The sequence below is a fragment of the Rhodococcus tibetensis genome, assembly GCF_024438035.1.
Classification (GTDB): Bacteria; Actinomycetota; Actinomycetes; order Mycobacteriales; family Mycobacteriaceae; genus Rhodococcus_F; species Rhodococcus_F tibetensis.
Map to the genome: position 1 here is coordinate 1 of NZ_JANFQF010000023.1, position 21,951 is coordinate 21,951.

General features: G+C 65.4%; 26 protein-coding genes and 4 tRNA genes. 4 read left to right on the forward strand and 26 right to left on the reverse strand.

All coding sequences use genetic code 11. The features are described 5' to 3' along the window. From NOF53_RS22435 to NOF53_RS22515, 17 genes are all read right to left on the reverse strand, one after another. A partial coding sequence (locus NOF53_RS22435; protein WP_255972871.1) for an MlaD family protein occupies positions 1-533 on the reverse strand: 533 nt, incomplete at its 3' end. Beyond that, positions 530-1,390, reverse strand: coding sequence for an MlaE family ABC transporter permease (locus NOF53_RS22440; RefSeq protein WP_255972873.1), 861 nt, complete (start codon positions 1,388-1,390; stop codon positions 530-532). The genes NOF53_RS22435 and NOF53_RS22440, both read right to left, overlap by 4 nt. A 4-nt stretch (positions 1,391-1,394) precedes the next feature. After that, the gene (locus tag NOF53_RS22445; protein WP_109327969.1) at positions 1,395-2,189 is read right to left on the reverse strand and encodes an MlaE family ABC transporter permease; all 795 of its coding nucleotides are present in this window, start codon (positions 2,187-2,189) and stop codon (positions 1,395-1,397) included. A gap of 9 nt (positions 2,190-2,198) precedes the next feature. After that, on the reverse strand, positions 2,199-3,287 hold the full coding sequence (locus NOF53_RS22450) for an ABC transporter ATP-binding protein (protein WP_305087199.1): 1,089 nt from the start codon (positions 3,285-3,287) through the stop codon (positions 2,199-2,201). Positions 3,288-3,587: 300 nt separating this feature from the next. Continuing rightward, the gene (gene rplL / locus NOF53_RS22455) at positions 3,588-3,977 is read right to left on the reverse strand and encodes a 50S ribosomal protein L7/L12 (RefSeq protein WP_012688867.1); all 390 of its coding nucleotides are present in this window, start codon (positions 3,975-3,977) and stop codon (positions 3,588-3,590) included. Positions 3,978-4,055: 78 nt separating this feature from the next. Continuing rightward, entirely contained in the window at positions 4,056-4,613 is a 558-nt protein-coding gene (gene rplJ, locus NOF53_RS22460) for a 50S ribosomal protein L10 (protein ID WP_255972878.1), read from the reverse strand. A 427-nt stretch (positions 4,614-5,040) separates the two neighbouring features. Beyond that, on the reverse strand, positions 5,041-5,757 hold the full coding sequence (gene rplA, locus NOF53_RS22465) for a 50S ribosomal protein L1 (protein ID WP_087561603.1): 717 nt from the start codon (positions 5,755-5,757) through the stop codon (positions 5,041-5,043). Between the two features lie 128 nt (positions 5,758-5,885). Further along, positions 5,886-6,320 carry a 50S ribosomal protein L11 gene (gene rplK / locus NOF53_RS22470; RefSeq protein ID WP_109327963.1) on the reverse strand — a complete coding sequence of 145 codons (435 nt, stop codon included), beginning with the start codon at positions 6,318-6,320 and terminating at the stop codon, positions 5,886-5,888. Between the two features lie 61 nt (positions 6,321-6,381). Next, entirely contained in the window at positions 6,382-7,209 is an 828-nt protein-coding gene (gene nusG / locus NOF53_RS22475; RefSeq protein WP_255972882.1) for a transcription termination/antitermination protein NusG, read from the reverse strand. A 58-nt stretch (positions 7,210-7,267) separates the two neighbouring features. Beyond that, positions 7,268-7,717, reverse strand: coding sequence for a preprotein translocase subunit SecE (gene secE, locus NOF53_RS27790; RefSeq protein WP_255972884.1), 450 nt, complete (start codon positions 7,715-7,717; stop codon positions 7,268-7,270). A gap of 31 nt (positions 7,718-7,748) precedes the next feature. Then, positions 7,749-7,821 (reverse strand) — tRNA-Trp (locus tag NOF53_RS22485). 185 nt (positions 7,822-8,006) lie between these two features. After that, positions 8,007-8,432 (reverse strand): (3R)-hydroxyacyl-ACP dehydratase subunit HadB, encoded by a 426-nt coding sequence (gene hadB, locus NOF53_RS22490; RefSeq protein ID WP_255972886.1) that lies wholly within the window; start codon positions 8,430-8,432, stop codon positions 8,007-8,009. Then, entirely contained in the window at positions 8,419-8,982 is a 564-nt protein-coding gene (gene hadA / locus NOF53_RS22495; RefSeq protein WP_374212654.1) for a (3R)-hydroxyacyl-ACP dehydratase subunit HadA, read from the reverse strand. The genes hadB and hadA overlap by 14 nt, the downstream gene beginning before the upstream one ends. Positions 8,983-9,070: 88 nt before the next feature. Then, positions 9,071-9,238 carry a 50S ribosomal protein L33 gene (rpmG, locus tag NOF53_RS22500; protein WP_005252089.1) on the reverse strand — a complete coding sequence of 56 codons (168 nt, stop codon included), beginning with the start codon at positions 9,236-9,238 and terminating at the stop codon, positions 9,071-9,073. Positions 9,239-9,299: 61 nt separating this feature from the next. Then, positions 9,300-9,372, reverse strand: a tRNA-Met gene (locus tag NOF53_RS22505). 45 nt (positions 9,373-9,417) lie between these two features. Further along, positions 9,418-9,490 (reverse strand) — tRNA-Thr (locus NOF53_RS22510). 205 nt (positions 9,491-9,695) lie between these two features. Further along, positions 9,696-9,778, reverse strand: a tRNA-Tyr gene (locus NOF53_RS22515). Between the two features lie 198 nt (positions 9,779-9,976). Here NOF53_RS22515 and NOF53_RS22520 point away from each other — a divergent pair. After that, complete coding sequence (locus NOF53_RS22520) at positions 9,977-10,468, forward strand: YajQ family cyclic di-GMP-binding protein (protein ID WP_255972890.1); 492 nt, start codon at positions 9,977-9,979, stop codon at positions 10,466-10,468. A 68-nt stretch (positions 10,469-10,536) separates the two neighbouring features. Here NOF53_RS22520 and htpX read toward each other — a convergent pair whose 3' ends face one another. Together htpX and NOF53_RS22530 are read right to left on the reverse strand one after the other, a co-directional pair. Further along, on the reverse strand, positions 10,537-11,400 hold the full coding sequence (htpX, locus tag NOF53_RS22525; RefSeq protein ID WP_255972892.1) for a zinc metalloprotease HtpX: 864 nt from the start codon (positions 11,398-11,400) through the stop codon (positions 10,537-10,539). Between the two features lie 141 nt (positions 11,401-11,541). After that, positions 11,542-12,597, reverse strand: coding sequence for a polyprenyl synthetase family protein (locus tag NOF53_RS22530; protein WP_255972894.1), 1,056 nt, complete (start codon positions 12,595-12,597; stop codon positions 11,542-11,544). 129 nt (positions 12,598-12,726) lie between these two features. Between NOF53_RS22530 and NOF53_RS22535 the strand changes: the two genes are divergently transcribed. Next, positions 12,727-13,989 (forward strand): geranylgeranyl reductase family protein, encoded by a 1,263-nt coding sequence (locus NOF53_RS22535; protein WP_255972896.1) that lies wholly within the window; start codon positions 12,727-12,729, stop codon positions 13,987-13,989. A 6-nt stretch (positions 13,990-13,995) separates the two neighbouring features. Here NOF53_RS22535 and NOF53_RS22540 read toward each other — a convergent pair whose 3' ends face one another. The 4 genes from NOF53_RS22540 to menD form a co-directional block, all read right to left on the reverse strand. Then, a complete protein-coding gene (locus NOF53_RS22540; RefSeq protein WP_255972898.1) occupies positions 13,996-14,694 on the reverse strand; it encodes a demethylmenaquinone methyltransferase in 699 nt (232 codons plus the stop codon). A 139-nt stretch (positions 14,695-14,833) separates the two neighbouring features. Continuing rightward, positions 14,834-15,979: a glycosyltransferase family 4 protein gene (locus NOF53_RS22545; protein ID WP_255972900.1), complete on the reverse strand. Its 1,146-nt coding sequence runs from the start codon at positions 15,977-15,979 to the stop codon at positions 14,834-14,836. A 73-nt stretch (positions 15,980-16,052) separates the two neighbouring features. Continuing rightward, positions 16,053-16,490 (reverse strand): DUF3592 domain-containing protein, encoded by a 438-nt coding sequence (locus NOF53_RS22550; RefSeq protein ID WP_255972902.1) that lies wholly within the window; start codon positions 16,488-16,490, stop codon positions 16,053-16,055. Next, positions 16,487-18,112, reverse strand: a complete 1,626-nt coding sequence (gene menD / locus NOF53_RS22555; RefSeq protein WP_255972904.1) for a 2-succinyl-5-enolpyruvyl-6-hydroxy-3-cyclohexene-1-carboxylic-acid synthase — start codon at positions 18,110-18,112, stop codon at positions 16,487-16,489. Before menD ends, NOF53_RS22550 begins: the two co-directional genes overlap by 4 nt. A 92-nt stretch (positions 18,113-18,204) precedes the next feature. Here menD and NOF53_RS22560 point away from each other — a divergent pair, with 92 nt between their 5' ends. Both NOF53_RS22560 and NOF53_RS22565 read left to right on the forward strand, forming a co-directional pair. Next, a complete protein-coding gene (locus NOF53_RS22560) occupies positions 18,205-18,801 on the forward strand; it encodes a flavin reductase family protein (RefSeq protein ID WP_255972906.1) in 597 nt (198 codons plus the stop codon). 58 nt (positions 18,802-18,859) lie between these two features. Next, entirely contained in the window at positions 18,860-19,687 is an 828-nt protein-coding gene (locus NOF53_RS22565) for a siderophore-interacting protein (RefSeq protein WP_255972908.1), read from the forward strand. Between the two features lie 57 nt (positions 19,688-19,744). Here the strand turns inward: NOF53_RS22565 and NOF53_RS22570 are convergent, their stop codons facing one another. Genes NOF53_RS22570 through NOF53_RS22580 form a run of 3 tightly spaced genes read right to left on the reverse strand, consistent with a single transcriptional unit; the run spans position 19,745 to position 21,896 of the window. Next, positions 19,745-20,191, reverse strand: coding sequence for a DUF6918 family protein (locus tag NOF53_RS22570; RefSeq protein ID WP_255972910.1), 447 nt, complete (start codon positions 20,189-20,191; stop codon positions 19,745-19,747). 45 nt (positions 20,192-20,236) lie between these two features. Continuing rightward, a complete protein-coding gene (locus NOF53_RS22575; protein ID WP_255972912.1) occupies positions 20,237-21,238 on the reverse strand; it encodes an o-succinylbenzoate synthase in 1,002 nt (333 codons plus the stop codon). A gap of 4 nt (positions 21,239-21,242) precedes the next feature. Then, a complete protein-coding gene (locus tag NOF53_RS22580; protein WP_255972914.1) occupies positions 21,243-21,896 on the reverse strand; it encodes a PaaI family thioesterase in 654 nt (217 codons plus the stop codon). Between the last annotated feature and the right edge of the window lie 55 nt (positions 21,897-21,951).

Below are 21,951 nucleotides of genomic sequence, written 5' to 3' on the forward strand. Positions count from 1 at the left end.
TCGGCGCCGCGTCCACTGAGCCCCTGAGACAGGGCACCGAGCGTGTTCGCCAGGTCCTGCGGCGGAATCGCCTGCAGCAGCGGCAACAGTCCGTCGAGAACCTCGCCGATCTCGACGGCGTTCCCGCTCTTGTCCTGTTCGAGGGTGTCGCCGGCCTGGATCGGCGGAGCCGTGTCTCCTTCGGGCACGATCAACGAGACATATCGTTCACCGAATAGGGTCTTGGGTAACAGTCGCGCCGTGGCGTTGGACGGAATGAGTTCGGCCTTGTCCGGTTGTATGGCCAGATCCAAGGTGACCTCACCCTCCTTGGTGGAAGCCGAGCGCACCTCACCGACGATCAGGCCACGCACCTTGACGTCCGCATTGGGCGGCAGCGCATTTCCGACCGTGTCGGTGACCAACCCGATCTTGACCACCTTGGTGAACGTCTTGTTGAACATGCCGATGGTGACGGCGAGGAACAGGGCTAGGACAAGGAAGAACACCAGCCCCAACACCCGTCGACCCGCAACAGATGATGTGTTGCTCATCCGGCCACCCTCACTGTGGTCGTCGTGCCCCAAATGGCGAGGCTCAGGAAGAAGTCGAGCACGGCGATCGTCACGATCGCGGTGCGAACCGCCCGGCCCACGGCCACACCGACGCCGGCAGGGCCGCCCGAGGCGTGATAGCCGTAGTAGCAGTGAATCAGAATCAGCACGAAAGCGAAGATCAAGACCTTTGCGAACGAGTAGAGAACGTCTTGCGGTGGCAAGAACAAGTTGAAGTAGTGATCGTACGAACCGGTCGATTGGCCATTGAACAGAGTGCTGATGAGCCGGGACGCAAGGTACGCCGCAAGAAGACCCACGATGTAGAGCGGAATGACGGCAACGAAACCGGCGACCATGCGCGTGGTCACGAGGAACGGAACACTCGGTACCGCCATGACTTCCAGTGCGTCGATCTCCTCGGAGATGCGCATTGCACCCAGCTGCGCTGTGAAACCACAACCGACCGTGGCAGACAGTGCGAGCGCGGCGACGATCGGCGCGATCTCACGGGTGTTGACGTAGGCGGACAAGAAACCGGTGAGCACCGAACTGCCCAGCTGCTCCAACGCTGCGAAACCCTGCAAGCCGACAACGACACCGGTGAAGCCGGACATCATCGCGATGACGCCGATGGTTCCACCGATGACTGCGAGCGCCCCACTGCCGAAGGTCACTTCGGCGAGCAACCGCAGAACTTCCTTGCGGTAGTGCACAAGCGTGTGCGGTGACCACGCGATCGCCCTGGCGTAGAACGACATCTGCTCGCCGGCCCGGTCGAGCACGTTGAGTGGCGCGCGCCCGACCCGGCGCGCAGCCAGGAGCGTCCGGTCACCGCGTCCCTTTGCGATTGTCATCGGGTCACGATCCCTTCGCCGGAACGATCTGGAGGTACACCATGGTCAAGATCAGGTTGGCAAAGAACAGCAGTAGGAACGTGATCACCACTGACTGGTTCACGGCGTCACCGACACCCTTGGGTCCGCCCTTCGGATGAAGTCCCTTGTACGCCGCGATGACACCGGCGATGACACCGAAGACCGCCGCTTTGAGCTCGCCCACCCAGATGTCGGGCAGCTGCGCGAAGGCCGAGAACGATGCCAGGTACGCACCGGGATTACCCCCTTGGAGAATCACATTGAAGAAGTAGCCGCCGGCGATACCGACCACGGACACCAATCCGTTGAGCAGGATGGCGACGAGCACCATCGCGAGGACCCTGGGCACGACGAGACGCTGCACAGGGTTGATGCCCAGAACCTCCATGGCATCGATCTCTTCGCGAATGGTTCGCGCACCGAGATCCGCCGTGACAGCCGAGCCCGCAGCCCCGGCCACCAGGAGTGCCGTCACCAGTGGAGATCCCTGCTGGATGACGGCGAGCACACTGGCCGCTCCCGTGAACGACTCGGCACCGAGTTGCTTGATCAGCGATCCCGTCTGCAGTGACACCACTGCACCGAACGGGATCGCCACCATGGCAGTGGGCAGAATCGTCACGCTCGCGATGAACCAGGCCTGTTCGATGAACTCACGGAACTGGAATGGTCGTTTGAACGTGTTTCGTGCGACGTCGACGAAAAGCTCGACGATGTTTCCGGCCTGCGTCAGCGCACCGTTGACCGGCCGCAAGACGGAGCTGCGGGTAACCCCCATCCGTTATGCCTACCCTTGCCCGTGAGTGGTGTTCTCGTATCCTTCACCCCGGTATGCCGGGAGGACCTGCGTATCTTCCTGGCTGTAGGCGTAGTCGTAGTCGCCGCCGTTGCTGGGTGTTTCGTCGAGGCTTTCCTGGATTGCGGCCTGCGCGTTGGGCGGCAGGGTGTGCATGATGTGGCGCACCCGCTCCTGCCGACGGGCCACGGCCTGCCGGAACGGCATACCCGGGGTGGCCTTCATCTGCGGCACGATCCCCTCGACGTCGTCGACACCACCGGCGTGGTGGCCGGCATCGACCATCGCTTGCTCTTGCGCCATCTGCGCCTCGTCCTTCTCCTCCGACATTCCGATCGGACCGATCATCGTGCCGTTGAGGAACTGCTTGACCACCGGCTCCTCGCTGGTGAGGAGCACCTCACGCGGACCGAACATCACCAGATGACGACGGAACAGCATGCCGATGTTGTCCGGCACCGTGCGCGCGAGGTTGATGTTGTGCGAGACGATGAGAATGGTCGCGTCGATCTCGGCGTTGATGTCGATCAACGTCTGGGAGATGTACGTGGTGCGCACCGGGTCCAGGCCCGAGTCGGGCTCGTCCACCAGGATAATCTGCGGGTCGAGCACCAACGCCCGGGCCAGGCCCGCACGCTTGCGCATACCGCCGGAAATCTCGCCCGGCAGCTTCTCCTCGGCCCCGAGGAGACCGACGAGTTCCATCTTCTCCATCACGATCTTGCGGATGTCGGACTCGGACTTCTTCGTGTGCTCGCGCAGCGGGAACGCCACGTTGTCGAAAAGGTTCATCGAGCCGAACAGTGCACCGTCCTGGAACAGCACTCCGAACAGCTTGCGGATCTCGTAGAGCTCCTTGCTCGAGCACTCCAAGATGTTGGTGCCGTCGATCACGATCGTGCCCTGCTCCGGGCGGAGAAGACCGATCAACGACTTGAGGAACACCGACTTACCCGTACCCGATGGGCCCAGCAAAGCGCTGACCTCACCTGCCGGAAGGGTCAACGTGACGTCCTGCCAGATCCTCTGCGAGCCGAAGGACTTGGTCAGTCCCTCGACGGATACCTCGACTCCCACCATTACCTCCGCGACCGTTCGATGCGTACACCCGTGTGGGTTGGGTCACTCTATCGCATCGAAGTGTTACCTGTGACAGAGTATGCTACTCACCGGTAAGAAGGCATGCCAACACCGGGTCCCACAATGCAAAACATACCCGCTGAGCTGCACTGACATGAGGGTTTCGAGCAGGTCGTACGTCCAGTTTCCTACCCGGTTCCCGACACACCGGGGACTCCCACGGACATGAACAAGGGCCACTCCCCACAGGTGGGAGTGGCCCTTGTTCGTCTGCTCACGTAGGAGCAGCGCGAAACCGTCTTACTTGACCGTGATCTTCGCGCCGGCAGCCTCGAGCTTCTCCTTCGCGGCGTCGGCCGCGTCCTTGGCAACCTTCTCCAGGATGGCCTTGGGAGCACCCTCGACGAGGTCCTTGGCTTCCTTCAGGCCGAGGCCGGAAACGACCTCACGAACGACCTTGATGACCTGGATCTTCTTGTCGCCGGCCGACTCGAGGACGACGTCGAACTCGTCCTGCTCCTCAGCAGCGTCGGCGCCGGCAGCAGCCGGGGCACCTGCAGCGGCAACGGCAACCGGAGCAGCCGCGGTGACCTCGAAGGTCTCCTCGAATGCCTTCACGAACTCCGACAGCTCGAGAAGGGTGAGCTCCTTGAACTGGTCCAACAACTCTTCGGTGCTGAGCTTCGCCATGATGGCGGTCCTTCCTGTAAGTCCCATGTCGCTGATCCGCGACCGGGCGGGGTTATAGCTGTGATGCGCGGGTGCGGATCAGCTTTCGGCCGGAGCCTCGGCCGGAGCTTCTGCTCCGCCCTCGGCGGCCTTCTTCTCCTGCAGCGCGGCAGCCAGACGAGCCACCTGCGAGGCAGGAGCATTGAACAGACCTGCGGCCTTTGCCAAGTTGCCCTTCATCGCGCCGGCCAGCTTGGCCAACAGGATCTCGCGGGACTCGAGGTCCGCAATCCGGTTGACCTGGTCCACGGACAGCGCAGCGCCGTCCATGTAGCCGCCCTTGATGACGAGCGCCTTGTTGTCCTTCGCGAAGTTCTTAATAGCCTTCGCTGCATCGACCGGCTCGCCCTTGATGAATGCAATGGCGGTCGGACCGACGAAAAGGTCGTCAAGGCCCTCGACGCCCGCTTCAGCAGCGGCACGCTTGACCAGGGTGTTCTTGGCGACGGAGTAGGTGGCACCTTCTCCGAGAGCGCGGCGCAGTGTCGTGATGTTGCCCACCGTCAAACCACGGTATTCCGTGATTACAGCAGCGGTCGAACCCTTGAACTGCTCGGTGATCTCCGCAACTGCGGAAACCTTCTCAGGCTTTGCCATACTTCGCCTCCTCTCATGACAGTCGTTATCCCACTTCGGAACCGCTGCGCATGTCCGGGAATCCGGACAGTGCACAATCCACGACATGCAAAACGCCCCGGTGCAGGGCACACGGGGCGGAAAAGGAGGCGATCAGCCGGGTACGAGACCGCAACCGAGACGCATCCCCCTACCTCGTCCTCCTGCGTGGGCCGCCGGACATTCCCGGACTTTCAATCGCACCCTCGCGGGGACGATCACCAACGGTCTTGGGTAGAACATGATTTGGGGTGGAGTTCGAATACTGCTTGAACTCCGCAGCACAGACTACGGCATCACGGGCCACGCCACCAAATCGGCGGCCATGCGACCAGCGTCGACACCACACAATGCAGTTCGGCCGGTACGGAGATATCCGTACCGGCCGAACTGTGCGAACGTGTCGAACCTACGCGTCGGCTTCCTCGAGAAGGTTGCGGGTGCGGTTCGGGTCCACCGGGATGCCCGGGCCGGTGGTGGTCGAAACGGTGACCTTCTTGACGTAACGGCCCTTCGCGGAGGACGGCTTCGCACGCAGGATCTCGTCCAGCGCGGCGCCGTAGTTCTCCACCAGCTTGGCGTCGTCGAAGGACGCCTTGCCGATCACGAAGTGCAGGTTGGCCTGCTTGTCGACGCGGAAGTTGATCTTTCCGCCCTTGATGTCCGCGACAGCCTTGGTGACATCTGCGGTCACGGTGCCCGTCTTCGGGTTCGGCATCAGGCCACGCGGTCCGAGGACGCGGGCGATGCGGCCGACCTTGGCCATCTGGTCAGGGGTCGCGATGGCGGCGTCGAAGTCGAGCCAGCCACCCTGGATCCGCTCGATGAGGTCTTCGGCACCGACGGCGTCGGCTCCAGCTGCCTCGGCCTCAGCGGCCTTCTCTCCGACTGCGAACACGATGACGCGGGCGGTTTTACCGGTGCCGTGCGGCAGGTTGACCGTTCCGCGGACCATCTGGTCCGCCTTGCGGGGGTCGACGCCCAGACGCACCGCAACCTCGACGGTCGCGTCCATCTTGCTCGACGACGTTTCCTTCGCCAGCTTCGCAGCCTGCAGCGGGCTGTACAGCTTGTCGAAGTCGATCTTCTCAGCGGCGGCGAGGTACGCCTTGCTGCGCTTTGCCATGTCTTCTGTCCTTACTTCTCACCACAGTGTGTGACCGACTGCAGTGGTGAATGGTTCAGTAGTGGTCGGGGCCTGGCCGGCCCTCCCACGCGTTCTCTCGACGGACGCGGCCGTCATACGGAAACGGCTCAGCCGTCGACCGTGATGCCCATCGACCGGGCGGTGCCGGCGATGATCTTCGCGGCCTGCTCGATGTCGTTGGCGTTGAGGTCTTCCTGCTTGGTCTTCGCGATCTCGCGCACCTGGTCCATGGTCACCGAGGCAACCTTGGTCTTGTGCGGCTCGCCGGAGCCCTTCTGGACGCCTGCAGCCTTGAGTAGCAGCTTGGCAGCCGGAGGGGTCTTCAGCTTGAAATCGAAGCTTCGGTCCTCGTAGACCGAGATTTCGACCGGCACGACATTGCCGCGCTGAGACTCAGTCGCCGCGTTGTAGGCCTTGCAGAACTCCATGATGTTCACGCCGTGCTGACCAAGCGCGGGACCCACGGGCGGTGCAGGGTTAGCCTGACCGGCCTGGATCTGAAGCTTGATGAGCCCTGCGAGCTTCTTCTTCTTGGGGGGCATCTCGATTTCCTATTTGTTGCTGGGTGTGTTTCTTGCTACTGCAGTGCAAGTGTGTGGCGCGCTAGATCTTCGCGACCTGAGTGAAGGACAGCTCGACGGGCGTCTCGCGACCGAAGATCGAGACGAGAACCTTGAGCTTCTGCTGCTCAGCGTTGACCTCGCTGATGCTGGCCGGAAGCGTCGCAAACGGGCCGTCCATCACGGTGACAGACTCGCCGACCTCGAAATCGACCTCGATGAGCGGCTTCGCGAAGCTCTCTCCCCCGGTGTCACCGGCGGACACTGCCGCGGCGGCAGCCTGCTTCTTCTGTTCCTGCTGCGGCAGCAGGAACTTGACGACCTCGTTGAGGGTCAGCGGAGACGGCCGCGAGGTGGCGCCGACGAATCCGGTGACACCGGGCGTATTGCGCACGGCTCCCCAGGACTCGTCGTTGAGCTCCATCCGGACGAGGATGTAACCGGGCAGAACCTTCCGGTTGACCTGCTTGCGCTGGCCGTTCTTGATTTCGGTGACCTCTTCGGTGGGGACCTCCACCTGGAAGATGTAGTCACCCACATCGAGGTTCTGGACACGGGTCTCGAGGTTGGCCTTCACCTTGTTCTCGTAGCCCGCGTAGGAGTGGATGACATACCAGTCACCGGGCGCACGGCGCAGCGCGGCCTTCAGCTCGGCGACCGGATCCTCGGGCTCCTCGGCGGCGACTGTATCGTCAGCGGGCGCCTCGTCGGCGACGACGTCGTCGGTCGAGGGCACGGTTACGTCGTCACCGACAGTGTCCGCAGCATCGGTGCCCTCGTCGGCAGCCTCGACATCCACTTCGGCTGCCGCCTCGGCAGAAACACGCTCTTCGGCCAAAGCCTCATTCGTGTCGTTCTCGGGGGTGCTCACTGGGGCACTCGCTTCCTCTCGTCACTCACATACTTGGGATCCACCGGGGCGGATTCCGTCAACCGAACAACCAGGTGACGCCTTTGATGACCGCCAGATCCAGCACACCGATGAACGCCACCATAAAGACCACGAACACGAGCACGACGCTGGTGTAGGTAATCATCTGCTTGCGATTAGGCCAGATGACCTTGCGGAGTTCCGCGATGACCTCACGCAGGAACCGGCGCAGCCGCTTGAAGATGTTCTCCTTGCGCGGCTTGTCGGCGCGATTCTGCGTGGCGGGCCGGACTTTGGTGACCGTCTCGGCTTTCACCCGTTCCGGCGACTTCACGGAACTGGCGGCGACGCCGGTGCCGGCTTGCGAACGACGGCTCTGACGTTTGCCACTCGGTCTTGCCGACGGAGTCTCGGAACGCGTGGTGGCGTCGGCCGCGGTCTCGTCGACACCGTCCGGGCGCGTCGACCCTGAAGTGTCGCCGTCGCGCTTGGCGCGCTCCTCGCTCACGTCGTTCCTCTCGTCGCTGGCAATCCGGGGGCAGGGGCGACAGGACTTGAACCTGCAACCTGCGGTTTTGGAGACCGCTGCTCTGCCAGTTGAGCTACGCCCCTTTGGTCGGGTGACCTGGCCCCGAGTTACCTCTGGACCAACTCCTGACCGACCTCTCTGTGATCACATGACACGCGCGCCACCCTGTGTCGGCCGAACAGCACCGTAGGGCAGCGCGCAGCGCTGAGTAATCCCAGAAATCTCAGTGTACTTCAAAGCCCCGGAACAAACCCAATCCACCCGGCTGTCAGGCCAGACGGACCGTTGCCGTGGCACGACCGAAGATCTTCTTTCCTTCGGAGCGCGCCACGATAGCGACTACTGCAGTCTTGCTTTCTTCATCCACCGACTTCACCTTGCCGGTGTACTCGACCTCGGCGGCCTCGTCCTCACGGACGTACACCGAGCTCGTGAAGCGAACATTGTACTCGGTGACCGCACCGGGGTCTCCGAGCCATGAAGTGACGAATCCACCACCGAGACCCATGGTGAGCATCCCGTGCGCGATCACATTGTCCAGACCCGCGAGCTTGACGACTTCGTCGCTCCAGTGGATCGGATTAGGATCGCCCGAGACGCCCGCATAGTTGACCAGGTCGCCACGCGTGAGCCGCACGATGCGCTCGGGGAGTTCCTCCCCCACCGAGACGTCCTCGAACTTACGAAGCGCCATGCATGATCACGTCCTTGACTGCGTGAGCGATGTTCTCGTCGACCTCGCCGCCAGTCCGCGCGACAAGCGTGGTCCAAGTGGTCTGCACGAGTTCGTCGTTCTGGTCGGTGACGATGTTCTTGGTGGTGATGATGTCGCTGCCACCCATCTGCCGGAAACTATCGAGATACACGTCGCAGACCAAGCGGTCACCGACCTTGATCGGCTTGTGGAACACGAGACGCTGATCCGTCTGCAGAATCTGGCTCGGATCGTAGCCGGTGACGATCTCCTTGAAGAGGCGGCCCTGAGCGATGATGCCGACGAGAGAGATGAACGTGAGCGGAGCGAGCAGGCCGTCGTAGCCAAGGCCGCGCGCAGCGTCCTCGTCGTGGTGGGCGGGGTGCCAGTCCTGAACAGCCCGCGCGTACTCGCGTACCTTCTCGCGACCGACCTCGTAGAAGTCGTCGACACGGTAGTGGTGCCCCACCATCGCCAGTGCGTGCGCGGCCGGATCCTCGGGAACGTCCGGAGCCGTACTCGTCTCGATCTCTGTCACTGTGTCAGTCACGCGAAAGAACCTCTTCTACCCTGGGCGTGGGAACGCGAGGGCAGCCTCGAAGCTTCCCTCGCGAACTCAAATCCCGGCCGGAACCGTGCTACTTCGACTCGCGATGCGACTGGTGGGTTCCGCAGTTGGGGCAGAACTTCTTGATCTCCAGGCGATCGGGATCGTTACGCCGGTTCTTCTTGGTGATGTAGTTACGGTGCTTGCATACCTCGCAGGCCAAAGTGATCTTGGGCCGAACGTCAGTCGAGGAGGCCACGGGATGCCTTCTTTCGGGTGTATCTGATTACGAACAATCAGGGTGGATCATGCATATTGTGTAGCGGTGACCGGACTTGAACCGGCGACGCAACGATTATGAGTCGTTTGCTCTACCAACTGAGCTACACCGCCTCGGTGTCGAGTGTCGCGCACGGAGCGCTCCACCACAATCCAGCGAGCCCCCTAACGGAATCGAACCGTTGACCTTTTCCTTACCATGGAAACGCTCTGCCGACTGAGCTAAGGGGGCGTGCTTCACACGCACATCTCTGCGCGCTGAAGCCTTGACGAGATTACACAGAGTTCGCGCCGAGAACCAAATTGCCTGGTCACGATCATTCGAAACTCCGCGCACCGGGCGTCGCGTCACCGCGGCAGCGCGCGCAGCAGATCCGGACGGTGGGCACCTGAACGGCAGAACCCCGGTGAGCTGACGCTCACCGGGGTTCTGTGTGTGGCAGATGTAGGATTCGAACCTACGTAGGCATAAGCCGACGGATTTACAGTCCGCTCCCATTGGCCGCTCGGGCAATCTGCCGGGTTGCACGAGGATCGCGGCATCTGTGCGATATCGCTCTCCACTGCGGAAAGAAGAATACAACGAACGGCCCCCCGTATTGCAAACCGGGTGGATACGGGCGGTTGCGAACCGATAGCGTCGAATCTGCTCACTAGCATTCAGGTGAGCGCCCGTCCGGATCGCGGCGGGGAAACAGACGGAAACCGGGAGTGTGAAGTGGCTGATTCGTCCTTCGATGTGGTGAGCAAGGTGGAGCGTCAAGAGGTGGACAACGCCCTGCATCAAGCCGGCAAGGAACTGTCGACCCGTTTCGACTTCCGCAACACGGGCGCGTCGATCGAGTGGTCCGGTGAGGAAACCATCACGCTGACGGCCGACACGGAGGAGCGACTACTCGCCGCCCTGGACGTCTTCAAGGAAAAGTTGATCCGCCGCGACATCTCGCTGAAGGCCTTCGACGCCGGCGAGCCGGCGCAGTCGGGAAAGATCTACAAACTAACCGGCACGCTCGTCCAGGGCATCACCTCGGAGAACGCCAAGAAGATCACCAAGAAGATTCGCGACGAGGGCCCCAAGGGCGTCAAGGCTCAGATCCAGGGCGAAGAACTGCGGGTGAGCAGCAAGAAGCGCGACGACCTGCAGGCCGTCATCTCGCTGCTCAAGGGCGAGGACTTCGGGATCGCGCTGCAGTTCGTGAACTACCGCTAGGCGCTTCGCGCTCGTGCGCGGTTGACGAGTCCCTGCACTCGTTAACCACGCACGGGCGGCGAAGCCGCCTACATCCCTGCCATGCGCTCGAGCCGCTCGATCCGGTCGGCCATCGGCGGGTGGGTGGAGAACATCCGGCTTATCTTCTCGCCGGTGCGGAACGGGTTGGCGATCATCAGGTGCGACTGCGCGGCGAGCTGGGGCTCCGGCGGCAGCGGCGCAGCCTGAGTGCCTCGCTCCAGCTTCCGCAGTGCGGACGCCAGCGCCAGGGGGTCGCCGGTGAGTTCTGCGCCCGACTGGTCGGCCTGGTACTCCCGGGACCGCGACACCGCGAGTTTGACGACCGTCGCGGCGATGGGCCCGAGCAGCGACACCAGGATCAGCGCGATCGGGTTGGCGCCCTGTCCCCCGCCGCGTCCGCCGAACATGTTGGCGAACATGGCGAAGTTCGCGAGTCCCGACACGACGGCGGCCATGGCGCCGGCGACGGAGGAAATCAGGATGTCGCGGTTGTAGACGTGCGACAGCTCGTGTCCGAGTACGGCCCGCAACTCTCGTTCGTTGAGGATCTGCAGAATGCCGCTCGTGACGCACACCGCCGCGTGGCGTGGACTGCGCCCGGTGGCGAACGCGTTGGGCGCGGACGTGGGGCTGATGTAGAGCCGCGGCATCGGCTGGTGCGCGGTGGTGGCCAGTTCCCGGACGATGCGGTAGATGACCGGCGCCTGCACCTCGGTGATCGGCTGGGCGTGCATGGCCTTGAGCGCCATCTTGTCGCTGTTGAAGTACACGTACGCGTTCATTCCCACCGCGAACACGATCGCGAGCAGCAAGATGGTGGGGTTGCGGAACAACGCGCCGATGAACACGATCAGCGCCGACATGCCGACCAGCAGAACCAGGGTCTTGGCCCCGTTTGCGTACCCGCGCACGGCTCGCCTTCCTTGTCGTTGTCACCCGATCACGATCGCCCGAATACCGGATCTTGATCATTCAACGAAGCAGGGCGGTGACACGGTTCCCGACGTATACGGCGAGGAATCGCGGCGTGCAATCCGGTTCTACGTTACGGCTCAGCCGACGCGTTCGATCGTGTAATCGACCAACCTGGCGAGCGCCTCGTTGGCGGGGCCCTGCGGGAGCCCGGCGAGCTGCGCGCGAGCCTCGACGGCGAACTCCTCGAGTTTCGCCTTGGCCTGCGCCATCCCGGGCGACCGCGCGAGCAGCTCGAGCGCCTCTGCCACTACGTCGTCGTCGGTGACGGGACCGTCGAGAAGCACCCGCAACCGGTCGGCCTCGGGCCCCTCGTCGCGCAGCGCGTACAGCACGGGAAGCGTGTGCACACCCTCACGCAGGTCGGTTCCGGGTGTCTTGCCGGACTGCGCCGACACGGAGGAGATGTCGATGATGTCGTCGGAGATCTGGAAGGCGGTGCCGACGGCGTCGCCGAGTCGTTCGAGCCGCTCCACGTCGGCGGCGTCCGCGCCGGAGAAGGTGCCGCCGAAACGTCCGCACGCGGCGATCAGTGACCCCGTCTTCTCCCACACCACCTTGAGATAGTGCTGGACCGGGTCTTGTTCGCCGCGGAGGCCGATCGTCTCGCGCATCTGCCCGGTCACGAGTTCGGCGAACGTCTCGGCGATGATCTGGACGGCGGAGGGGCCCAATGTAGACACGAGGCGAGAGGCGTGCGCGAACAAGTAGTCGCCCGCCAGGATCGCGACACTGTTGCCCCATCGCGAATTGGCACTGGGCGCACCTCGGCGCATCGACGCCTCGTCCATCACGTCGTCGTGGTAGAGCGTGGCCAGATGGACCAATTCGACGACGGTCGCGGCGGTGACCACCGCCGGATCGGACGCTTTGGGTCCCAGCTGGGCGGTGAGCACCGTGAACAACGGGCGGAAACGCTTGCCACCGGCCTTCGCGAGGTGCAGCGCCGCCTCGGTGAGGAAATCCTCGCCATCGGAGAGCTCGCTGACCAGCAGTTCCTCGACCTGCTTCAGCCTGTCGCGGACCGTGGCAGCGAGCTGGGGGTCGCCGAGATCGATCCCGGCGACCGTAGTGCCCTCTACAGCGTCGGCAGCGGTGTGTGCTGCGCCCTCGGTGCTCACGTTCTCAGTACCCATTCCTGTCGTCAGTGACGGCTCGGTTCCCGCGCCGTCGGTGACGGCTGGTACCCACGGTAGAGAACCTAGCGGTTGCAGCGTCCATCGGCCTCGCCGCGGTCCTCGAGCGCGGCCTGACAGGATATAGGTGTGGTCGCAACAGAACAGTCGCCCGCGGGGTCCCCGCTTCCCACCGCCACCGATGTCCTCGTCATCGGTGCTGGTCCCGCCGGTTCCTCTGCTGCCGCCTGGGTGGCGCGTTCCGGCCGCGACGTGGTGCTCGTCGACGCCGCCGTGTTCCCCCGGGACAAGACGTGTGGTGACGGCCTCACCCCGCGTGCCGTCGCCGAGCTCGATCACCTCGGCCTTGGTGACTGGGTGCGGTCGAAGGGCACGAACCGCGGACTCCGGTTGAGTGGATTCGGGCAGGAACTCGAACTCGAATGGCCCGGACGGTCGTTCCCCGCCGTCGGCAGTGCGGTGGCCAGGACTGAATTCGACGACAAGATTCGCGCGACCGCTGTCGAGGCCGGCGCCGTGATGGTGCAGGGCGCCAAGGCGGTCGGCGTCGAACGGACCGGCACCCGGGTGACCGCGGTGGCGGTGAACACCGCCGAGGGGACGCACACCATCGGATGCCGCACCCTGATCGTCGCCGACGGGGTCCGGTCGACGTTGGGCAAAAAGCTGGGCAGGCAATGGCATCGCGACACCGCGTACGGCGTCGCGGCGCGCGCCTACATCGCCACCGCCCGCAGTGACGATCCGTGGATCACCTCCCATCTGGAACTGCGCGACGGCGCGGGCACGTTGCAGTCGGGGTACGGGTGGGTGTTCCCCCTCGGCACCGGTGAGGTGAACATCGGAGTCGGCACGCTGGCCACCGCCAAGCGGCCGGCACCGGGCGCGCTGCGCCCCCTGCTCGACCTGTACACGGCGCAGCGGCGTGAGGAGTGGGCCTGGGACGGCGAGCTGCGTGCGGTGGCGTCAGCGTTGCTTCCGATGGGCGGCGCGGTGTCCCACATCGCCGGCCCGAACTGGGCGATCATCGGCGACGCCGCAGCCTGCGTGAACCCGCTCAACGGCGAGGGTATCGACTACGGGCTCGAGGGTGGACGCCTCGTGGCCGACGTCCTCGATGCGGACGACCTGACGGAGCTGTGGCCCAGCATCCTCCGAGAGCGCTACGGTCGAGCGTTCTCGGTGGCCCGTCGGCTCGCGGGACTGCTGACCGTCCCCCGGGTGCTCCCGGCGTCGGGTCCGGTGGCGATGCGCTCGCGTGCGCTCATGACCGTCGCCGTGCGCGTGATGGGCAACCTGGTCACCGAGGAGGACAACGACCTCACCGCCAGGGCGTGGAGGGCGTCCGGCTTGGTCTCGAAAAAGGTGGACTCACGGCCGCTGTTCGGCTGACGCCGGTCAGCGGGTGGCGCGGTGCAGGGCGACGACCCCACCGGTGAGGTTGCGCCACTGAACGTGTCGCCACCCTGCGGCCTCGATGCGCTGCGCGAGTTCGGACTGCGTCGGCCAGGCGCGAATGGACTCCGCGAGATACACGTAGGCGTCCGGGTTGCTGCTGACGGCGCGCGCGACCCGCGGGAGCGCCTTCATCAGGTACTCCATGTAGATCGTGCGGAACGGACCGAACACCGGTGTGGAGAACTCGCTGACGACGAGGCGACCGCCCGGTTTGGTGACGCGGGCGATCTCTTCGAGACCGGCGTCGAAGTCGGAGACGTTGCGCAGCCCGAAGGAGATGGTTGCGGCGTCGAACACGGCGTCGGCGTACGGCAGATGCATCGCGTCCCCGGCCACCATCGGAACCCGCCGCCCGATACCGGCCTGCAGCATCCCCTTGGAGAAGTCGGTGGCCACACACCAGGCACCCGACCGTCCGAGCTCGACGGTCGACACGCCGGTCCCCGCCGCGAGGTCGAGAACGCGCTCGCCGGGCTTCGGGTCGAGGGCCGAGCGCGTCGCCTTGCGCCAGCTGCGGTCCTGCCCGAACGACAGGATGGTGTTGGTGAGGTCGTAACGCTTCGCGACGCCGTCGAACATCGACGCGACTTCGTGCGGATCTTTTGCGAGCGACGCCCGCGAACCGTGTGTAGTTGCCACGACCGAAACGCTACCAACCTCACCGGGTGCCGGCCTCGGCGCTAGTCGACGACTCCCGCTGATTCCGATCGGCCACGCGTTCGCCACCCAGTGTCCAGCGCGGCGACGGCGAACAGGACCAGCAACACCCGTGTGGCGATCAGGCAGCCCGCGACGCGCGAAACCCGGAAGATCCGGTGACCTCTGCGTAGTGATTCAACAGCTCACTGCAGATGGCCGGCCAGGTGCGGTGCAGGACCGAGCGGCGGGCCGCCTCACCGAAGCGGGCCCGCATCCGCCGATCACTCAGCGCCTCGACGGCGCTGGGCAGCAGCTCGGCGAACCGCTCGACCGGCAGCAGATAGCCGTTGCGGCAGTGCGCGACGAGGTCGCGTGGCCCTCCGGCGTCCGGGCCGATCACCGGCACGCCACTGGCGAGCGCTTCCTGGACGGCCTGGCAGAAGGTCTCGTGCTCGCCCGGATGCACGAAGACATCGAGGCTCGCGTAAGCCTCGGCGAGTTCGGTGCCGCCGAGTTGGCCGGTGAAGACGGCATCGGGCATCAGCTTCTGCAAGCGGCCGCGCTCCGGCCCGTCACCGATCACCACGAGCTGGATCCCGGCGTGCTCGGACAGAGCAGCAAGTCGCTCGACATGCTTCTCCGGAGCTAGCCTGCCCACGAACCCCACGATCAGACGGTCCGGTTCCCCCGACCAGGATTCGCGCAGGTCCGTGCTGCGGCGGGATGGCGCGAATCGGCTGGTCTCGACGCCGCGAGCCCAGCGATGCACGCGGGGAATTCGCTGTTCGGCGAGGGCCTCGACCGCCGACGTCGACGGCGCCAGGGTGCGCGTGCAGCCCTTGTGGATGCGGCGGGTCCAGGCCCACGCCGCGCGGCTGGTGATTCCCAGACCGTAGCTTTCGGCGAAGCCCGCGACATCCGTCTGATAGATCGCCACCGTCGGCACGTCCAGTCGGTGCGCCGCGCCGAGCCCGCCCGCGCCGAGCAGGAACGGCGACGCCAGGTGGATCACGTCGGGCTCGAACGCGCGGAGTTCCGCCGTCAGTCCCGGTTGGGGCAGTCCCACGGGCAGTGAGCTGACCTTCGGAACCATCATCGCGGGCACCCGATAGATGGGCACACCGTCGTGTTCGGTAGGGGCAGGAGGCTGGGATCCGACCGTGTCCGGGGCGACGACCATCGCCTGGTGTCCGGCGCCCTGTAGATGCTCGAGAACCCGGAGCACCGAATTGGTCACACCATTCATGTTGGGCAGGAACGACTCCGCAACGATGGCTACTCTCACGACGCACAGCGTGGCAGTGCTCGTAGTCACAGCGGCGAGAACGATATGACCGACGCGCGAAGTTCCGGCGAACTCAGGATGACATTGCCGAAGAAACCGCCGAATCCTCTCGTCTCCGCAGATACCAGATCAGCGGTCCCGCGATCAGCCACGTGACGACGATGAGTGAACCCGCGGGGATCACGGCGACACTCGCATCGCGCCCGGACACACGGACGAGGTCCGGATCGGCCCGTGCGTACTCGACGTCGATCCGCTGTCCGGCCGTCAACCGGGTCGGGTACAGCACGCCCAGTTCCGGATTGTGCGTCACGCCGTCGGGTGTCACGAAACTGATCGCCGACCGCAGGGAGCCGGCCGATAGCACCTCGGCCGTCGTGACACCCATATCCGACTCGATGGTGCCGTCGTTTCGCCACGCGGCCACCACCAGCAGCACGGCGAGTATCGAGATGCCGGCGGCCGTCACGAGGATGCCTCGGCGCACCCGGCCGGTCACCCGTGGGTTCACAGCTGCGCCCGGACCGCTGCGTGCAGTTCGCGCAGGCCGGAACGCTCGGTGGTCACCTCGAGCACCCGGATTCCGCGTTCACCGGGAGTCCCGGGGTTACGCAGTTCGGCGGACAATTCGTCGAGTCCGACGAGGTGATGCTCCACACGGTAGGCGGCACACAATGCGGCGAGGTCCATGCCGTGCGGTGTGCCGAAGACGCGCTCGAATACGCCCGCGTACTGGGGGTCGCCCTGTTCGAGCAGTTCGAAGATGCCGCCGCCGTCGTCGTTGGCCACGACGATGGTGAGATCGTCCGGCCGCGGTTCCCCTGTGCCGATAAGCAGGCCGGAGGCGTCGTGCAGAAACGTCAGGTCCCCGAGCAGGGCCACGGTGCGGCCCTCCTCATAGGCGAGGGCCGCGCCCACGGCGGCCGACACCGTGCCGTCGATGCCCGCGACTCCCCGGTTGGACAGAACCCGGATCTGCGGCGAGGGGTAGCTGACGAGCGCGGCGTCTCGCACCGGATTGGATGCCCCGAGGAGCAGCTGGTCACCGTCGGACAGGGCGTCCATCACCGTGGCCGCGACGTGCAAGCCGGTTGCCTTCGGATGGGAGGCCAGCTGGGCGCGCACCGCCTTGTCCGTGTGCTCGGTGAGCGTGCGGCAACGAGCGATCCACGCGGGGTCGGGTTCACCCGACACCACGGCCCGGGTGCCAGTTGCGAGGACGTTGCCGGAGACGTCGGGCCACCGCGGGCCGGTGGTGAGCGCGTACACGGCCACCACCGGATCGGCGAGAAGTTTGGACACGGACCGGTGCAGGGTGGGACGTCCGGTGATGATCGCCTGCCGTGGTTTGAGCTGAGGCAGCGCCATCGGATGCATCGGTATGCCGTGGAGCGGCGCCGTCGGCTCCGCGACCGTCGGGAGTCCGGCGAGCTCGGGCCTGGGCGCCGAGCCGTGACCGGAAATCACGATGGTGTCAGGGGTGAGGTCGAGGTCGACCGGCACGTCCAGGGTCGCATGTCGAGTGGTGGTCCATGCCGCGCCGTTCGGCCGCCCCTGCGGCACCGGACCCTGGGCATGTACGTCCGGGACGAGCGGTTCGCGCAAGGGGATGTCGAAGTGGACGGGGCCGGCGTTGCCGGAGCGAGTACCGCGCGCGGCTGCCAGCACCCGGCACACCGCGGATCGCCACTGACTGTTCTGCCCGGCGTCGTCCTCGGCCAGACCCAGGCTGATGGTGGCGCGGACCTGACTGCCGAACAGACCGAGCTGCTCGATGGTCTGGTTGGCGCCGGTGCCGAGCATCTCGTACGGGCGGTTGGCGCTGAGCACCACGAGCGGCACGCGGGCGTAGTTGGCCTCGAGGACGGCCGGACCGAGGTTGGCCACGGCCGTACCCGAGGTCATGACGATAGGTACTGGCCGACGACCTGCGACGGCCAGACCCAGCGCGAGAAATCCGGCGGTGCGCTCGTCGATGCGCATGTGCATTCGCAGTCGGCCCTCGAGGTCGGCCGCCTGCAGCGCGAAGGCCAGCGGAGCGTTCCGCGAACCCGGGCAGAGCACAACTTCGCGCACTCCCCCGCGGACCAGTTCGTCGACGACCGCGGTGGCTTGTGCAGTGGACGGATTCACACCATCCAGAGTGTCAGATCCGCCCACCGGTTCCGTCGGCGACCTCGTACGGTGAGTTCGCGGCCACACCCGTCCGCTGACACGATGAACCCATGCGCACAGTCTTCGACCCTGCCGACCTCCCGCCTCGCCGCATGTACCAGGTGCTGACCGCCTCGGTGGTGCCGCGACCGATCGCTTGGGTGTCCACCCTCTCGGAGGACGGCGTAGCCAATTTGGCCCCCTACAGCTTCTTCTCGGTCTCGAGCACCAACCCGCCGGTGGTGCAGTTCACTTCCGTCACCCGCAAGGACAGCCTCCGCAATATCGAAGCCACCGGGGAGTTCGTGATCAACGTGGCGACCGAACCACTCATGAAGGTCGTGAACGCCAGCTCGGCCACCTACGACCACGACGTCGACGAATTCGCGGCCCTGGGGATCGACACCGAGCCGAGCGAGCATGTGCGTCCCGTGCGGGTAGCCGCATCGCCGGTGGCGATCGAATGCCGTCTCGCCCAGATCGTGCCGGTAGGTGATTCATTCGTGGTGATGGGCAACGTGCTGGCGGTCGCGGTGCGGAACGAGGCGGTCGCGCAGGACGGTCTGCCCGACTTCGCGTCCCTCGCACCGCTCAGTCGCCTGGGCCGTAACGAGTGGGGGTTGCCACCAGAAGTCGTGCTGCTGGACCGACCGCAGCGCCCCGAGTAACGGGGCGATTGGTTAGGCTTACCTGACAGTCGACACTCTCTCCGGGAAGTAACCATCCATGGCCCAACGCAGCAAATTCGTCAAACCCGAGACTCGCCGCATTGCGTCCGCCCGGGTGGTGGCGGGCAAGCAGATCAGCCCCAACTTCATCCGCGTCACCGTGGCGGGCCCCGAACTCGACTCCGTGACGCCGATGGGCTACGACCAGTGGTTCCGGATGTTCATCCCCCAGCCCGGCCAGGCCACTCTCCGGCTACCGACCAGCGCAAGCAACCTCTGGTACGCGCAGTACAAGCTGATGTCCAAGGACACACGGCCGATCGTGCGCAACTACACGATCCGCGATTACCGCGCCGCCGGAACCGGGCTGTTCGGCGATTGTGCGGAGATCGACATCGATTTCGCCTCCCACGGCGACCTGGGGCCGGCTTCGGCTTGGGCAGGTTCGGCCTCGACAGGCGACGAGATTGCCATCCTCGACGAGGGCCGGATCTACAACCCGGCTCCCGACGCCGAGTGGCAACTCCTGGTCGGTGACGAGAGCGCCTTACCGGCGATAGTCGGGATTCTGCGTTCGGCGCCGCGGGATCTGCAGGCCGAGGTGTTTATCGAGATCGCGGAAGCCGCAGACGCACAGGACATTTCGGTGGGCGACGGGGTGAAACTGCACTGGCTGGTCCGCACAGACCCTGATGCCCGCCCGGGGCTTCTGGCGCTGGAGACGGTACGGCAGGCGAATCTTCCGACCGGGCCGTCGTACACGTTCGTCGCCGGGGAAAGTGAACTGCCGACAGCTCTTCGACGCCACCTCGTGAACGATCGGCACGTTCCCAAGACGCACATTTCGTTCACCGGCTACTGGCGCCACGGCCACCCTGCCTACTGACCACAGGTGGGTGGCCAGGTGCGTATCGCGCGCACCTGGCCACCCACCGAGGCTTTGTCAGTGAGCGTGCTTCTGGACGAGCGCGCCCAGACGCGGAAGTGCTTCGATCACATTCTTCTTCGCGGACGGACGCAGCGAGTTGTACACCTTCTTGACCGCGCCGCGGTCACTGTTCTCGATGCGCTCGTCCGTGACACCGAGGAGCGAATCCGATACGTCGTCGCCGCGGGCGACGAGGTAGTCGGCGAACGAACCCTGGCCGCTGACGGTGAAATCCTGCCAGTACGGCTCGAGCTTGGTGACGAATTCGGGCAGCAAGCCCTCGATAGCATCCGGCACGATGGACGGTCCCACCTTCTTGACCGCGGCGTAACCACCCTTCAGTGCCAGTCCCGAGGCCCCCGACTTGTCCGAAACCTCTGCGTCGATCAGAGCCTGCACGTCGGCGATGACCGCCGGTACGCGTGCCTCGTCGAGCAGGGTTTCGTTCAGAGCTGCAACCACTTTCAATGCCTCCGTATTGACTGAGCGATCAGGTCCGGCCAGACACTATACGAAAATCTGCGGGTCGCGTTGTTCGAGCAGGCCATGACACCGGCGCACACGCTCCACCCACCAGCGGGATCGCTCGGCAGAGGCCGTGAGTTCGGCGACGCGGGCGGGGTCGGGCGTAACGGATGCGACGGCGAGCGCACCGTTCACGGGCTCTCTGGGCTGGGCCACATCCGCCTCGAAGAGGCCACCGGTTCCCAGCCCGCACGCGAAGTGCAGGTCGGGCAGCGCTGCCGCAGCCGCGACACCGGCGGCAATTCCCACGGCGGTGTCCAAGGCACTCGACACCACCACCGAAACGCCGTACGAGGACAACTCGTCCGCGAGCGAGAGGAGGCGGCGCATACCCCCGAGTGGGGCGACCTTCACGACGGCGACGTCGGCTCCGCCGGCGCGGACCACCCTCAGCGGATCCTCGGCGCGTCGAATGCTCTCGTCGGCGGCCACACGCACATCGGGCACACGTCGACGCACCTCCACCAGCTCGGCCACACTCGCGCACGGCTGTTCGGCGTACTCGAGGGGTCCTCCTGCCGTCAGTGCGTGCAGCGCCGTCACCGCCTCCTCGACCGACCATCCACCGTTCGCGTCGACGCGCACGCAGGGAATGTGTGCGCGGACGGCGTTCACCCGGGCGACGTCGTCGGCCAGGCTTTGACCGCGCTCGGCCACCTTCACTTTCGCGGTACGCGCTCCCGGGTACCGCGAAAGGAGGTCTGGCACCTGTGCGGCGTCGACCGCGGGAACGGTCGCGTTGACAGCTACCCGATCACGGAGCGCCGGGGGCGGACCGAGCCAGGCCGCCTCGATCGCCGACTGCAACCAGTAAGCGGCTTCGTCGTCCGCGTACTCCGGGAAGGGCGCGAACTCACCCCACCCCGCGGGGCCGCGCAGGAGCAAGGCTTCTCGCGTCGTGATGCCGCGGAACCGCACCCGCATGGGCAGACTCACCACGACCGCGTCGGCCAGGACCTCATCGAGGGTCGGCAGCGAGGTCACGAGCTCAGGGCTGTCCGGGCAGGAGCTCGAGCATGAGGGCCTCGCAGTCGGCGAGCAACGTGTCGCCGTGCTTCAGCTGCGCTGTGATGAACGTCTTGCGCCCCTCGACCCGGTCGACGCTGCCCTCGACGGTGAGCGGCGTGTCGAGCGGCGTGATCGCCCGATAGTTCACGTGCAAGTACGCCGTACGGCTGATGGGCCGCCCGTACGCGTGGACGATCATTCCCATCAGGTCGTCGAACAGCAACGGCAGCGTGCCGCCGTGCGCGGCACCGTTGCCACCGAGGTGGTAGCGACGGAACTGGCCCGCGCTACGCACCCCGTCAGGTCCGAACCTCTCAATGTGCCACGGCGGCATCAGCAGACTCCCCCGGCCCGGCAGCTCGATCGTTCGCCCGGCCGGCGACCGTCCCTCGGGAACCACGTGCGGTCCGAGCAGTGCGGCGAGCTTTTCCACCTGGTCGGCGGCCTGCGCGAGAACGTCGTCGGGGGCGTCCACCGACACCGCCAGGTCCTGCAACGCGCGCATTCCGTCCACGAATCGTGCCCAGTCCGGACCGGGGATGACCGCCTCATACTTGGGGAACCCGCCGTGGTGCTCGTAGTCGTCGTCGCGCTTCCCGTCGAGACGGGTGACGTCAGCAGCCTGTTCGCTCATACCTGCACGGTAAACCCGGCCCATCACCGCGCCGACGGCCGACCACCCCAAGGCG